At 44.6% G+C, this 15,861-nt stretch carries 11 protein-coding genes; 9 read left to right on the plus strand and 2 right to left on the minus strand.

Features of this window, described 5'->3' with window-relative positions; all coding sequences use genetic code 11:
- Window positions 1–94 precede the first annotated feature (94 nt).
- From MCT08_RS12690 to MCT08_RS12730, 9 genes are all read left to right on the plus strand, one after another.
- A complete protein-coding gene (locus MCT08_RS12690) occupies window positions 95–1,081 on the plus strand; it encodes an ABC transporter permease (protein ID WP_053311288.1) in 987 nt (328 codons plus the stop codon).
- Between the two features lie 2 nt (window positions 1,082–1,083).
- A complete protein-coding gene (locus MCT08_RS12695) occupies window positions 1,084–2,118 on the plus strand; it encodes an ABC transporter permease (protein ID WP_053311289.1) in 1,035 nt (344 codons plus the stop codon).
- Window positions 2,119–2,120: 2 nt separating this feature from the next.
- Window positions 2,121–3,104, plus strand: a complete 984-nt coding sequence (locus MCT08_RS12700) for an ABC transporter ATP-binding protein (RefSeq protein WP_053311290.1) — start codon at window positions 2,121–2,123, stop codon at window positions 3,102–3,104.
- A gap of 37 nt (window positions 3,105–3,141) precedes the next feature.
- The gene (locus tag MCT08_RS12705) at window positions 3,142–4,137 is read left to right on the plus strand and encodes an ABC transporter ATP-binding protein (RefSeq protein WP_261915802.1); all 996 of its coding nucleotides are present in this window, start codon (window positions 3,142–3,144) and stop codon (window positions 4,135–4,137) included.
- Between the two features lie 166 nt (window positions 4,138–4,303).
- Entirely contained in the window at window positions 4,304–6,025 is a 1,722-nt protein-coding gene (locus MCT08_RS12710) for a glycoside hydrolase family 9 protein (protein WP_176245399.1), read from the plus strand.
- Window position 6,026: 1 nt separating this feature from the next.
- Window positions 6,027–6,902 carry a glucosamine kinase nucleotide-binding domain-containing protein gene (locus MCT08_RS12715; RefSeq protein ID WP_274678529.1) on the plus strand — a complete coding sequence of 292 codons (876 nt, stop codon included), beginning with the start codon at window positions 6,027–6,029 and terminating at the stop codon, window positions 6,900–6,902.
- Window positions 6,903–6,911: 9 nt separating this feature from the next.
- Window positions 6,912–8,825, plus strand: coding sequence for a beta-N-acetylhexosaminidase (locus MCT08_RS12720; protein ID WP_274678530.1), 1,914 nt, complete (start codon window positions 6,912–6,914; stop codon window positions 8,823–8,825).
- 91 nt (window positions 8,826–8,916) lie between these two features.
- Window positions 8,917–11,322 carry a glycoside hydrolase family 94 protein gene (locus MCT08_RS12725; protein WP_168523267.1) on the plus strand — a complete coding sequence of 802 codons (2,406 nt, stop codon included), beginning with the start codon at window positions 8,917–8,919 and terminating at the stop codon, window positions 11,320–11,322.
- Between the two features lie 201 nt (window positions 11,323–11,523).
- The gene (locus MCT08_RS12730) at window positions 11,524–12,936 is read left to right on the plus strand and encodes a phosphoglucomutase/phosphomannomutase family protein (RefSeq protein WP_274678531.1); all 1,413 of its coding nucleotides are present in this window, start codon (window positions 11,524–11,526) and stop codon (window positions 12,934–12,936) included.
- Between the two features lie 200 nt (window positions 12,937–13,136).
- Here the strand turns inward: MCT08_RS12730 and MCT08_RS12735 are convergent, their stop codons facing one another.
- Both MCT08_RS12735 and MCT08_RS12740 read right to left on the minus strand, forming a co-directional pair.
- A complete protein-coding gene (locus tag MCT08_RS12735; protein ID WP_274678532.1) occupies window positions 13,137–14,165 on the minus strand; it encodes an ABC transporter ATP-binding protein in 1,029 nt (342 codons plus the stop codon).
- Window positions 14,165–15,790: an ABC transporter permease gene (locus MCT08_RS12740; protein WP_053311298.1), complete on the minus strand. Its 1,626-nt coding sequence runs from the start codon at window positions 15,788–15,790 to the stop codon at window positions 14,165–14,167. The genes MCT08_RS12735 and MCT08_RS12740 overlap by 1 nt, the downstream gene beginning before the upstream one ends.
- Window positions 15,791–15,861: the final 71 nt, after the last annotated feature.

Below are 15,861 nucleotides of genomic sequence, written 5' to 3' on the forward strand. Positions count from 1 at the left end.
AGCGCTCGTCGTTAGGGGATTTATCGCTCTAAATTTCGCTAGGAGCGACCTGAAACCAGATACAGGATAAAACTGGGTGAGTAAGGTGTGAGTTATGGGTTATTTTTTAAGACGTTTGTCGTTCTATTTTATCGCGTTGCTAGTCGCAGCAACTTTAAACTTTATTATTCCGCGAGCGATGCCAGGTGATCCAGTTACCATGATGTTCGCGAATGCAACAACACAAGTAACACCAGAGCGAATTGCAGCCATGAAACAGCTTCTTGGCTTCGTTGATGGTGGATATTTAGTTCAATATGTAACCTACATAAAAAGCATTTTAAGCTGGGAGCTAGGTACATCGATTAAATTTTACCCTTTGAGTGTTAATGAGTTACTTGGTAGTGCTTTTGGTTGGTCACTATTTCTAGCTGGCACGGCGGTAGTTATCTCTTTCTCCATCGGTTCCATTTTAGGTATTTTCGCTGCATGGAAGCGTGGTAGTCGCTATGACACTTTCGTTACCCCAGGCATGTTAGTTATTCAGGCGGTTCCACAGGTCGTTATCGCGATGATCGCCATGTTTACCTTTGCTATTGGCTTACAGTGGTTCCCTACAGGCTACGCCTATACTGCAGGAGTAACGCCAGATTGGACCAGTTGGACATTCATTAAAGATGTGGCTTACCACGCTTTCCTTCCTCTGGTTTGTGCTTCGTTAGTCCAAATCGGTGGGTTCTTGGTCAACATGCGTAACAACATGATTAACTTGTTGGCAGAAGACTACATCACTATGGCAAAAGGTAAGGGCTTAAGCGAAAACCGCGTAGTCTTTAACTACGCTGCACGTAATGCTCTATTACCAAGTGTAACGGCACTGTCGATGTCTCTTGGTATGGCGATTGGTGGCCAGCTCATCATCGAAATTATCTTTAACTACCCAGGTCTTGGTACGGTTCTCTTTAACGCTATCAACGCTCGTGACTACCAAGTACTGCAAGGCCAATTGTTAATTATGACTCTGTTTATGCTGTTCTTTAACCTACTAGCAGACATGCTGTACGTCGTTCTTGACCCTCGCCTACGTAAGGGAGGTAAATAATCATGAAAGATCTTATTAAACTTGTTCGTGGTAATACCGTTGCCATGGTTGGCGTGGTGATTCTCAGTGCATTCTTATTTATCGCTTTAGCAGCACCGCTTATCACAAGCCACGCTCCAGATAAACGCACGGGTAATCCACATGAATATCCATCATTTGTCGTAAAAGCAGCCAAAGCTGATCCAAATGGTTGGGTCGCTGAAAACCTAGCAACAGACCGCCGTACGCTGTTAATGTCAAAAAAAGCTGATCACGTACTTGGTACATCACGTATGGGCCGTGACATCTGGTCACAAGTTGTTTATGGCGCACGCGTTTCCCTAGCGGTTGGTTTTGGTGCCGGTATTACCGTCTGTTTCTTAGCAACCGTAATCGGTGTTTCTGCTGGCTACTTTGGCGGAAAGATCGATGATTTTTTAACCGCAGCGATGAATATCATGCTGGTTATTCCTCAGTACCCACTTTTATTTGTGGTCGCCGCCTTCATTGGGGAGGCCGGGCCATTGACCATCGCGCTAATCATCGGTTGCACCTCCTGGGCATGGGGCGCACGTGTTGTTCGATCGCAAACACTCGCATTACGTGAGAAAGAGTTTGTCAAAGCAGCTGAAGTGCTCGGTGAATCCTCCTGGCGCATCATTTTCATTGAAATTTTGCCAAACCTTATCTCTATCGTTGGCGCAAGTTTCATTGGTTCAGTGATGTACGCCATCATGATGGAAGCAACCATTTCATTCCTTGGTCTAGGCGATCCCAACACCATCAGTTGGGGCATCATGCTGTACAACGTACAAACCTCATCTTCAATGCTGATTGGCGCTTGGTGGGAACTGCTCGCTCCATGTATTGCTTTGACGCTTCTAGTTACAGGGCTTGCACTGCTTAACTTTGCCGTCGATGAAATTGCGAACCCTCAGTTACGTTCACACAAAGGCATGAAACGTTGGAAAAAACTGGCAGCTCAAGACAAAAAAGAGCGCAAGCCTGAAGAACAACTACCACCACAAAACAATGCACTTTGGAGCGGAGATAAATAATTATGACATCACCACTTATTTCAATCCGTAACCTATGCGTAGACTACATTACTGACGCGGGCGATGTCCGCGCTTGTAATAATGTCAGCTTCGATATTGCACCAGGCGAGGTTTTTGGCTTAGCGGGAGAGTCTGGCTGTGGTAAATCAACCGTTGCATTCTCTTTAATGCGTCTGCATAAGCCGCCCGCATTTATTACTGGTGGCGAAGTGATCTTCAATGGCGAAGACATCATCCAATACAGTGATGAACGCATGCAATCATTTCGTTGGAGCCAGATGTCGATGGTATTCCAAAGTGCAATGAACGCATTAAACCCAGTATTGACCATGGAAGAACAGTTCTGTGATGTGATTATGCGTCACACCAACATGACACGTGAACAAGCGAAACGCCGTGCTGAAGGGTTGTTGGAAATCGTTGATATTCACCCTAGCCGCTTGAACGATTACCCACACCAGTTCTCTGGTGGCATGCGCCAACGCTTGGTCATCGCGATTGCGCTCGCACTCAACCCTAAAATGATCATTATGGATGAGCCGACCACTGCACTAGATGTCGTGGTTCAACGTGAAATTTTGCAAAAAATCTACGCTCTGAAAGAAGAGTTTGGATTCTCAATTTTGTTTATCACTCATGACTTGTCTTTGATGGTCGAGTTCTCAGACCGCATTGGCATCATGTATTCAGGCGAATTAATTGAGGTTGCACCTTCTAAGCAAATTTTGCAAAGCCCTTACCACCCTTACACAAAAGGGTTGGGAAGCTCTTTCCCTCCATTAACTGGCCCAAAAACAAAGCTAACTGGTATTCCTGGCAATCCACTTAACTTGCTAGATATTCCTCATGGTTGTCGCTTTCAGGCTCGCTGTGATCGCGTCCATGAAGCGTGTACAAAAATACCAACGGCTTTGCGCCAAATAGAGCCTAGTCGCTTCTCCAATTGCCACCTTTACGGTGAACCAATTGCTCAAATGAAGCTGTAGAACAAGTGCTGTATTAAAAGAATTTCTGGAGACAATTATGAGCAAAGAGCTTGGTCAATTACTGGTAGAAGGTAAAAATCTGATTAAGGATTTTCCACTCAACAGTAACGCCCTTAAACAACCGATGATGCGAGCCATTAACGACGTATCATTCAAAATGTATAAAAGTCGTGGTTTATCTGTCGTAGGTGAGTCTGGTTCAGGCAAGTCAACTACCGCCAAAATGATAGCTAAAATGTACGCTCCAACCGATGGCATCATCGAGTACAAAGGCCGCAACATTCAAGAAATAACATCACGTAGCGATCTAATGCACTACCGTGAAGGTGTACAAATGGTATGGCAAGACCCATTTGGCTCTTTAAACCCAACGCATACGATTTTCCATCATATTGCGCGTCCACTGTTGATCCACAAAAAAGTGACGTCTGGCAATAAGAAGGAACTGGAAGAACGAGTTCACGATCTTCTCGAACAAGTTGGGCTGATCCCGCCAAAAGAGACGGCAGCTAAATACCCGCACCAACTTTCTGGTGGCCAGCGTCAACGCGTTAACTTAGCACGTAATATTGCGGTGGGGGCTGAAGTTGTACTTGCTGATGAACCAACGTCAATGCTAGATGTATCAATTCGTGCCGGTGTTTTAAACCTGATGGAAGAGATGAAGTTTGAAAAACAAATGTCACTTCTATACATCACCCACGATATCGCGACCGCACGTTATATTGCCGAAGATCTTGCTGTAATGTACGTAGGCCACATGGTTGAATGGGGAGACACCGAAGAGATCATCCACGATCCTCAACACCCATATACTCAACTCTTGGTTTCAGCCGTTCCAGATCCAAGCAAGTCGATCCACGAGCCATTAAAAGGCAACAAAGGTGAAATACCGCTATGGACGCCAGACTCTGTCGGGTGCCCATTTGCAGGTCGTTGTACTCATGCCACTGCAAAATGTCGTGAACAATTACCTGCTGTTACTCAACTGTCTGATAACCACTTTGTTCGTTGTTATCTCTATGAGCAGTAAGTAATCACCAACTAAAACAATAACTATTTAACTCAATCAACCATCAAGCACTTGAAGTTGCAGCACAACAACCACGCTAGCCAAGCCGCAACTTCAAGCTTGATGGGAAGATACCAAAACAGACGGTACGTTGACGACAACACATTGATTGACCTGGAGAGACTGAATGCAATTACTCACTAACCATATTGGCTATGAATCTCAAGGCCCTAAACAAGCCATTTTGACAACCAGCAGTAAGCGTTTGTCTTCGTATATGGCTTTATTGGTTTGTGCAGATAAACACCAAACGGTCACAACTTTAGAGATCAAAGCACAAGGTTGTGTCGCCAATTGGCATGTGGGTAACTTTTACACTATCGATTTCTCTGAATTTACCACTCAAGGAAGATACTATTTACGTTTCGAAAATACTCGCTCCGAGACTTTCGAAATAGGCACAGCAGTGCTAATGCAGAAAACTTTTTCTGATGTGCTGCACTATTTCAAGTCTCAACGTTGTGGCGGTCTTTTCGATAAGCAAGATAAGCGCGTACCACTGCTAGGTACATCAACCACTGCCGATGTACATGGTGGGTGGTACGACGCTTCTGGTGACGTTAGCAAATATTTAAGTCACCTTTCTTATGCTAACTATTTAAATCCTCAGCAAACCCCAATGGTGGTTTGGAATATGTTAAAAGGGTTAGCAATTTTAGAGCATCACTCGGATTTTGCTGCGTTTTCACGTACTCGCCTTAAGGAAGAGGCCTTATTTGGCGCGGATTTTCTTGTTCGCATGCAAAATTCCGAGGGATTTTTTTATTCAACAGTCTTTGACAAATGGAGCAAAGACATCAAACAACGCGAGATTTGTGCCTATAGCCATCAACAAGGCGACAAGTCTGATGACTACCAAGCGGCTTTTCGCCAAGGTGGTGGCATATCAATTGCAGCTCTCGCCGCTGCGGCTCGATTAGATGTATACGGCGATTTTACCTCCGAGCACTACCTTGCAGCAGCCGAACATGGTTATTGGCACCTCAAAGAGTACAACACTCGTTATGTTAATGATGGCCAAGAAAATATTATAGATGAGTATTGTGCTCTATTAGCGAGTGTTGAGCTCTATCGCTCAACTCGCCAAGAGCGTTATTTGCAAGAAAGCCGTCTATGGGCTGAAAGATTATCAGCTCGCCAAATGAGTGATGACGAAATCTCTCACTACTGGTCAGCCAATCACGATGGTAGCCGGCCTTATTATCACGCAGCCGAAGCGGGCTTACCTGTTATTGCACTGTGTGAATATCTAACGATTGAGCACCAAGACGATAAAAAATCAGCCATCATTTCTGTCGTAGAAAATGCCTGTCATTTTGAGCTGAATATAACCCAACAAGTCACCAACCCATTTGGCTACCCTCGTCAGTATGTAAAGTCAGTCAACGGCGAAAAACGAACGGCATTTTTTGTCGCTCACGACAATGAATCAGGCTACTGGTGGCAAGGCGAAAATGCACGTTTAGGCTCGCTGGCAACATTAGCCTACAGTGTGAAACCTCATGTATCCCCACAGCTGCACCAGCAATTGCTCACTTTTGCGCAGAATACTTTGAACTGGATTGTTGGCCTTAACCCATACAACATGTGCATGCTTGATGGACATGGTCATAACAACCCAGACTACCTGCCACAGTTAGGCTTTTTCAATGCCAAAGGTGGAGTTTGTAATGGCATTACTGGTGGCTTCGACGATGAAGAAGACATCGCCTTTAATCCACCAGCACAAAAAGATGACATGTTACAAAACTGGCGCTGGGGGGAACAATGGATCCCTCATGGAGCTTGGTATTTATTAGCCATTATCCAGCAGTTTGATCATTTCTCTTCTTTAAAAGGAGAGCAATAACATGACCTATTTTTACGTTGGTATTGATGGTGGCGGTACCTCTTGTAGAGCGCGGATCCGAGATGAACAAGGCGTGCTGATTGGGGAAGCAAAAAGTGGCAGTGCCAATATTTTACTGGGCGTTGAGATCGCCATGGCGTCCATTATCGAGGCAATTACGCAAGCCGCTCATCAAGGTGGTTTATCATCAGCGCATTTTCCCCAAATGCATCTTGGCCTTGCTTTAGCTGGCGCAGAACAAAAATCAGCTTGGCATGACTTTATGCAGCAAGCACATCCTTTCGCATCATTGACGTTAAACACCGATGCTTATGGAGCCTGTATTGGCGCTCACCATGGTGATGATGGTGCAATCATGATTGCAGGAACTGGTTCGTGCGGCATCTTACTTAAAAACGGTCAACAATATGTGGTTGGTGGACGAGAGTTTCCAATTTCCGACCAAGGTGGTGGGGCCGTCATGGGGCTACGCTTGATTCAAAAAGTATTGTTAATTCAAGATGGTATTGGAGAGCATTGCGAATTAAGTCGACACGTTATGCAGCACTTCAATAATGATATCGACCACATTGTTACTTGGTCAAAAAGTGCCTTACCACGCGATTATGCTCAATTTTCACCAGTAATTTTCGCTCTCGCTCACCAAGGGGATTACCTAGCGATTGAGATGCTAAAACACACCGCTTCAGATATTGAAATGTTGCTAATCGCTTTGAATAACAAGGGAGCTCATCGCATTTGCCTAATGGGCAGCATTGCCGAGCGCATTGTTTGTTGGTTATCCCCGCCAGTACAACAATGGATTGTTCAACCTCAATTCGACGCTATCGAAGGCGCGATTATGTTTGCCGGCAAAGCCGAGCATAATTTGTATTAAGGAATACTTATGAGCTATCGAATTGACTTCGCGGTTCTCTCTGAACAAAAACAATTTTGCCGTTTTGGGTTAACTTTTCACAATTTAAGTGATCAAGATTTAAACGACTGGTCACTGCATTTTGTGATAGATCGCTTTATCCAACCCGACAGTGTGACACACGGTGAAGTCACTCAAGTAGGTAGTTTTTGCTCACTTGAACCAGATAGTAAATGCTTACCTGCAAATTCAAATTTTTACTGTGAATTCAGCATAAAAACTGCACCGTTCCATTACTACACCGACGGTGTCAAACACGCATTTGTTCGAACCAATGAATTAGGAATTCAAGTTCAACACGATGTGACCGTTACACCGATTGCACTAGCCTCACCTTATCGTGAACGTAGCATCGTAGCGGAAACTGACACCGCAGCAATGTGCCTAATTCCCAAACCGAACAAAGTTGAAACATTTGATGGGCATTTTACCCTGACAGCATCAAGTCAAATCACATTACAATCATCGTGTGCTGAAATGGCAGCAACCTGGCTACAGCAAGAGCTTAACTCTCTCTTTGATTGGCAAGTGAAACCCATTGGCAGTGCTGATATTGTCTTAAGAACCAACCCGACCTTCGACGAAGGCACATATTATCTGCTTGTCGACCGAAGCGGCGTGCGCTTAGAAGCCAGTGGACACATTGGTTTCATTCATGCTTGTGCGACCTTGTTACAGCTTATCCAGCAACAAGATACAGCACTGATTATTCCTTACGTTAAAATTAGCGATGCCCCTCGTTTTAAATATCGCGGCATGATGCTTGACTGCGCCCGTCATTTTCATGGGGTTGATCGCGTCAAACGCTTAATCAATCAACTTGCCCACTATAAATTCAACACCTTCCATTGGCATTTGACCGATGATGAAGGCTGGCGTATCGAGATTAAAGCCTTCCCTGAATTAACCACTATCGGTGCTTGGCGCGGAACCGGTGAGGTTCTTGAACCACAATACAGTTTGCTCACTCAGCGTCACGGTGGTTTTTATACCCAGCAAGAGATCAAACACGTCATTGACTATGCCAATCAACGTGGAATCACCATCATTCCAGAAATAGATATTCCAGGACACAGCCGCGCGGCAATTAAATCGCTACCGCACCTATTGGTGGATGATGAAGACCAATCTCAATATCGCAGTATTCAATACTACAACGACAACGTGCTCTCCCCTGCACTTCCTGGAACCTACCAATTTTTAGATGCCGTGTTGGAAGAAGTAGCAGCGCTGTTTCCTTCTCAGTTTATCCATATTGGTGCCGATGAAGTCCCTGATGGTGTATGGGTTAACAGCTCAAAATGCCAGCAATTGATGGCGGAAAACCACTATACCGACGCCAAAGAATTGCAAGGCCACCTACTGCGTTACGCCGAACAAAAACTTCGTGCATTAGGTAAACGCATGGTCGGTTGGGAAGAAGCGCAACACGGTAATAAAGTCAGTAAAGATACGGTTATTTATTCCTGGTTATCGGAAGAAGCGGCACTGAACTGCGCCAAACAAGGCTTCGATGTGATCTTACAACCGGGTCAATATACCTATTTAGATATCGCTCAAGACTATGCACCGGAAGAACCTGGCGTTGATTGGGCTGGCGTTACCCCTTTAGAAAAAGCGTATCGCTACGAGCCTTTGGCTGAAGTGCCTGATGACGATCCACTTCGTAAACGTATTCTCGGTATTCAATGCGCACTTTGGTGCGAACTGGTCAATAACCAACAGCGTATGGACTACATGATATTCCCACGCTTAACCGCACTCGCTGAAGCAGGATGGACTCAAAAATCCCATCGTGATTGGCAAGACTATCTATCACGGCTGAAAGGTCACCTTCCCTTGTTAGACAAACAAGAAATAGGCTACCGATCACCTTGGAAATAACATGAAGCAGGGAGAGTTCACTTCTCTCCACCGTTTTCACTAGCATTAATTTTCGCTGCACAATACGCAGTGTGTTTAAAAGGAAAGAACAATGAAATACGGCTATTTCGATAACGACAATCGTGAATATGTCATTACACGCCCAGACGTACCGGCACCTTGGACAAACTACCTAGGAACAGAAAAATTCTGTACGGTCATTTCCCATAATGCTGGCGGTTACTCATTCTATAACTCGCCAGAGTATAACCGTGTGACTAAATTCCGCCCTAACGCATCGTTTGATCGTCCAGGGCACTATGTGTATCTGCGTGATGATGCAACTGGTGATTACTGGTCCATTTCATGGCAACCGGTAGCAAAAAGCCTAGACGAAGCAAACTACGAAGTTCGCCACGGTCTTTCTTATTCAAAATTTAAGTGTGAATACAATGGTATTAGCGCCAGCAAAACCTTGTTTATACCAAAAGGGGAAGATGCAGAAATTTGGGATGTCGTGATCAAAAACGATTCTGATCAACCTCGAACAATCAGCGCCTTTTCATTCGTTGAATTCTCATTTAGCCATATTCAATCTGACAACCAAAATCACCAAATGTCACTGTACTCGGCTGGTACAGCTTACGATGCGGGTGTTATTGAATACGACCTTTACTACAACACCAATGATTTTGAAGGTTTCTACTACTTAGCTTCAACATTTGATCCTGATTCATATGACGGCCAACGCGACAGCTTCTTAGGGCTATACCGTGACGAAGCGAACCCAATTGCAGTTGAAAAAGGTCGCTGTTCAAACAGCGCGCAAACTTGCTACAACCATTGTGGTTCTTTACATAAGCAATTTGTTATTCAACCGGGCGAAGAAGTTCGTTTTGCTTACATTCTCGGTATCGGCAAAGGGAATGGCGCTCGTCTACGTGAAAAATATCAAGATATTGCCAACGTTGATGCCGCTTTTGCTGATATCAAAGCGCACTGGGATGAACGCTGCAATAAATTCCAAGTGAAATCACCTAACCAAGGGTTGGATACAATGATCAACACTTGGACACTCTATCAAGCCGAAACATGTGTAGTTTGGTCGCGTTTTGCTTCATTTATTGAAGTCGGTGGGCGTACAGGTCTTGGCTACCGTGATACCGCGCAAGACGCTATTTCTGTGCCTCATGCGAACCCGAAAATGACACGTAAACGTCTGGTTGATTTACTACGAGGCCAAGTGAAAGCCGGTTACGGTTTACACCTCTTTGATCCTGACTGGTTTGATCCAGAAAAAGCTGACGTTAAACCATCTAAGTCACCAACTGTGGTGCCAACGCCAAGTGATGAAGACAAGATCCACGGCATCGAAGATACCTGCTCTGATGACCACTTATGGATAGTACCTACCATTTGCAAATACGTGATGGAAACAGGTGAAACCAGCTTTTTTGATGAAGAGATCCCATACGCTGACGGTGGCAATGCAACCGTTTACGAGCACATGAAAGCGGCATTAGATTTCTCTGCAGAATACGTCGGACAAACCGGCATCTGTAAAGGTCTACGCGCTGACTGGAACGACTGCCTAAATTTAGGCGGTGGTGAGTCATCAATGGTATCTTTCCTTCATTTCTGGGCACTACAAGAGTTTATCGACCTTGCCAAGTTCCGTAAAAATGAGGCTGATGTAGCGAAATATACAGAAATGGCAGCCAACGTACGCGAAGCTTGTGAAACTCACCTGTGGGACGATGAAGGTGGTTGGTATATTCGAGGCCTCACCAAAAATGGCGACAAAATTGGTACAGCCCAACAAACTGAAGGTCGAGTTCACCTTGAATCCAATACGCTAGCGGTACTTTCTGGTGCCGTATCGCAAGAGCGTGGTGAGAAAGCGATGGATGCGGTTGATGAAAACCTATTCTGTGAATATGGTCTGCACCTGAATGCGCCTTCTTTCTCAACACCAAACGACGACATTGGATTTGTGACTCGTGTATATCAAGGGGTAAAAGAGAACGGTGCTATCTTCTCACATCCAAACCCTTGGGCATGGGTGGCTGAAGCTAAATTAGGCCGTGGTGATCGTGCAATGAAATTCTATGACGCACTAAACCCGTATAACCAAAATGACATTATCGAAAAGCGCATTGCTGAACCGTATTCTTACGTGCAGTTCATCATGGGACGCGATCATCAAGATCATGGTCGCGCCAACCACCCATGGCTAACCGGCACTTCTGGCTGGGCATATTTCGCGGTGACAAACTTTATTCTCGGTGTTCGTACTGGGTTTGAAGGGCTGACGGTAGATCCTTGTATTCCAACGAATTGGCCAGGTTTTGAAGTGACTCGTCAATGGCGTGGTGCGACTTACAACATCAAAGTTGAAAACCCTAGTTCGGTAAGCAAAGGCGTGAAATCTATCACGGTGAACGGCAAAGTCATTGAAGGCGTTATTCCAGTACTTGAAGCTGGTAGTGTCAATGACGTAGTCGTAGTGCTTGGTTAAGGTCAACAGACAACTCGATCCCCAAAGCACTTGAAGTTGCAGGTAGGTAGCAAGTGAGTTTCTCCCCATGAGCATAGATAAACGATGTGATTGGGGTGAGCAAACGTAGCCAACACCACTGTAGCTGCAAGTAGGAAGGGGATATTTGCTCCCTTAATGAGATTAGGGAGCAAATTATAGTGAATCCCAAAGGATGAAATTATGATCAAATTTGGTACAGGTGGTTGGCGCGCTTTTATTGGTGAAGAGTTCACAAAAGACAATGTATGTCTTGTAGCTCAAGCTCTTGCCAACATCATCAATAATGAACAAGTGGCAGATAAAGGTTTTGTTATAGGCTACGACCGTCGCTTTTTATCAGATAAAGCTGGCCGTTGGTTCTCTGAAGTATTAGCGGCAAATAGCGTACCTGTTAGCTTCATTGATAAGTTTGTTCCAACCCCTATCGTCATGTTCAAAGCCAAAGAAATGGGCTGTGCTTATTCTGCTTGTATTACGGCATCGCATAACCCAGCAGACTACAACGGAATTAAAGTATTCATCGAAGGTGGACGGGATGCGGATGAAATCATCACGCAAAAGATTGAGCAACAAATTGCGCACCTAACCCTTGCAGATGTAAAAAGGGTTGATTTCGAACAAGCGATTAATGATAAAACCATTGAAATCATCAATCCAATGAACGAGTTTGTCGATTCAATCATCAACTTCATTGATATTGAAGCCATCAAAAAAGCGAATTTACGTGTCTTGATTGATCCTATGTTTGGGGTGGCTAAAAATGCACTGCAAACCGTATTGATCAATGGGCGCTGTGATGTTGATGTGATCAACGACGGTAAAAACCCCGATTTCGGTGGTTTAATGCCTTCGCCGAGCGCAGCAACATTGTATCGACTTAAGCACCTTGTAGCGGCGGAAGGTTATGATATCGGCATCGGTACCGATGGTGATGCAGACCGCTTAGGTATTATCGATGAGAAAGGTAACTTCATTCACCCCAACGAAGTGCTTATCTTGCTTTACTACTACCTATTGGAATACAAAGGTTGGAAAGGGTCGGTCGTGCGCAATATCGCTACCACTCACCTGCTTGATAAAGTCGCGCAAGATCATGGCGAAAAATGTTTTGAAGTGCCCGTTGGCTTCAAACACATCAGTTCACAAATGGAAGCGGATGACTCTTTGATCGGAGGTGAAAGCTCGGGTGGTTTAACCATTCGTGGACATATTAAAGGCAAAGATGGCGTTTTTGCTTCAAGTCTACTAGTTGAAATGATCAGCGTAACTGGTAAAAAATTGTCAGAACTGTTAGCTGAAATCTATGGTAAGTACGGCTACGCCTACACTGCAGAGGGAGATTGTAAGTTTAAGTCTTCCGAGAAAGAAGCACTCTACAACAAGATCTATGTCGAGAAACAATTGCCTCAATTTGAATATGAGATTGAAAAAGTCAGCTACGAAGATGGCGCTAAGGTCTATTTCAAAAATGGCGGATGGGTTATTGCTCGTTTTTCAGGCACTGAACCATTGCTGCGAATTTTTGCCGAAATGGCCGATAAAGAAACCGCAGAACGCGTTCTTCTACAGGTAAAAGAATTCCTGTCGTTGTAACTTTGATACCCAAACTACTTGGAGCTGTAGGTAGGCAATAAGTAAGCTTATTCCCATGCACATCAGCAAACTATGTGATTAGGGATAAGCGAGCATAGTTAACACCGCAACCACTTCAAGTAGGAAAGGTAACCACCTTCGCTAAAATGAGTTCCCTATAGGTGAAGACATTTGCCCGGCATTTTTGGCCGGGCTTTTTTCTAAAATGCCAATACCCCTTGGGTATCAATATTCACCGAAACACTTTGACCAATAAGCAAGGCTTGAGAAGACGTGGCTAATAATTTACTGCCGTTGACTTCAATCACATAGCGACAGTGATCACCCATAAACTGCTGCTCAATAACATGAATACTGCTTTCATCTTGAGCTGAAATCTGCACATGTTGCGGACGCAATAACAGCTCACACGCAGCGTTCAGTGGTATATTTTGTTGCGCAATCGCCTCGACCACGCCCAATTCCGTTTTAAACTGATAATCAGAAAGACGCGTTGCCGCGAGGTAACTTCCTCCACCAAGAAAATCAGCAACAAATTTACTCGATGGCTGATAATACAATTCTGATGCCGTACCATATTGTTCGATCACACCATGGTTCATGACTGCCATTTTATCGGCAAACGCAAATGCTTCTTCGCGGCTGTGAGTCACAAAAATAGCTGTCACTCCCTGCTTTTTGAAGATCTTACGAATTTCAGCAATCAATTCATGACGGACTTGGGTATCAATATTAGAGAACGGCTCATCGAGTAACAGCAGATCCGGTTTGTAAGCCAATGAACGAGCTATCGCAACTCGTTGCTGTTGACCACCGGACAATTGATGCGGATAGCGCTCATCCAAACCAGACAAATGGACCAGTTCCAACATCTCTGAAACTTTGTTGGCACGCTCAAGCTGTGGTATGTGTCGTAAACCAAATGCGACATTCTCAGCCACCGTGAGATGAGGGAAAAGCGCATAATCTTGAAAAATCATGCCGATATTACGCTCTTCTGGTGGCAGCCAATGTTCGCCATCATCAATAGTCACGCAATTTAAGCTCATCACACCAGAGCTCAGAGGCAATAAACCCGCAATCGCTTTCAGTAAGGTGGTTTTACCGCAGCCACTGGCTCCTAACAAGCAAACTATTTCACCGTGCTCGACATCCAGAGTCAACGATTTAAGCACCGTTTGAGATTCATACTTACAAGTCAAATTATGAATAGAGAGTGCACAGCTCATCAGTGATTTTGCTCCAGAGAACGGTTAACGATAACAAGCGGAATTAAGCCCACTAAAACTAATAAAACGGCAGGTAACGCAGCCAACTCCAAATGCTCATCAGAGGCATAGTTGTAAACATAAGTCGCCAGCGTTTCAAAATTAAATGGACGCAGCAACAGAGCAGCATTCAACTCTTTCATTGACTCAATAAAAACCAATAAACCAGCAATGAGTGCACCTCGGCGGATCAATGGAAGATGTACCCGCCACAACATACCGTTTGTTTTACAACCCATGGTGCGCGCGGCCATATCTAAGGAAGGCGAAATTTTATTGAGGCTGCTTTCGATACTGCCAATTGCAACCGCAGAAAAACGTACCACTAAAGCAAAAATAATGGCAAACATTGAACCAGAAAAAACTAATCCCGGGCGTCCCCACTGCATATATTTGGCAATGTCATTCACGAGATGATCCATAAATAGTACGGGCAACATAATGCCAATCGCCAGCACAGTTCCGGGTACTGCGTAACCCATTGAAGAGAGACGCATAAAGCTCAAATTACTGCGATTGGGAGCTAAGCGATAACAGAAATTGACCACCAGCGCGACAAACACGGCCAATATCGCTGCGCTAAAGGAAACCGTAAAACTGTTGATTGCGTATTCACGAAACTCAACCGTAAAACTCTGCTCAAAATAATGATAAGCGTAAGACAGCAGTTGCATCAGTGGCAAAATAAAGGCAATAGCCACCAACCCCCAACACCACATTAATGCTCCCCATTTTTTCCAACCTTGTAACTGATATCGGAAATCTTCATGGCTATTGAACTGGCTTTGGAACAATTTTTGTTTGCGCCGACTGTAACGTTCCGCGCTTAATAACAAAATAACAATCACCAACATCACCGCCGATATCTTCGCAGCAGCATTTAAATTGGAATAACCAAGCCAAGTATCATAAACCGCCGTGGTTAAGGTGTTGACCGCGAAATAGCTCATCGTGCCAAAATCACCCACCGTCTCCATCGCGACAAGCGACAAGCCAACCGCCATTGAAGGACGAACTAACGGTAACGAGATACGTCGAAAACTTTCCCATGGAGTACATTTCAGTAACCGCGCCGATTGCAGTAAAGAGACATTTTGCTCCATAAAAGCGGCTCGACACAGTAAATACACATAAGGGTAAAGCACCAACGCCAACACAATGCTAGCACCCGTTAAAGAGCGAAGATCCGGGAACCAATAGTCACCGACACCCCATCCGGTCAAATCACGCAGTAGAATTTGGATTGGTCCGGCATAATCAAACCACCCGGTAAAAATATAGCCAACAATATAAGCGGGCATCGCCAATGGCAGGACTAACGCCCATTGTAAGATACGCTCGCCTGGAAGCTGGCACATAGCCATGATCCAAGCGCTAGGAATGCCAAATAATAATGACAACCCCATCACACTCAAGGTCAGAACGATGGTATTAAAGGTATAGGTAGGCATCACTGTCGACATCAGATGAGAAAAAACATCATCAGTTTGTCCAACAGCCGTATAAAAGATCGCTAAGATCGGCAAAACCAGTAATACCGCAAGTGAGGCACTACTGGTTTTCCATAATAAATTTTTTTCTTTCATCGCCTAATTACAACAAGGCCTTATGAAATTCAAATACAAGTGCAAATACATCTCATATCCCTTTATTAGAA

This window comes from Vibrio aestuarianus (assembly GCF_028858425.1).
Classification (GTDB): domain Bacteria; phylum Pseudomonadota; class Gammaproteobacteria; order Enterobacterales; family Vibrionaceae; genus Vibrio; species Vibrio aestuarianus.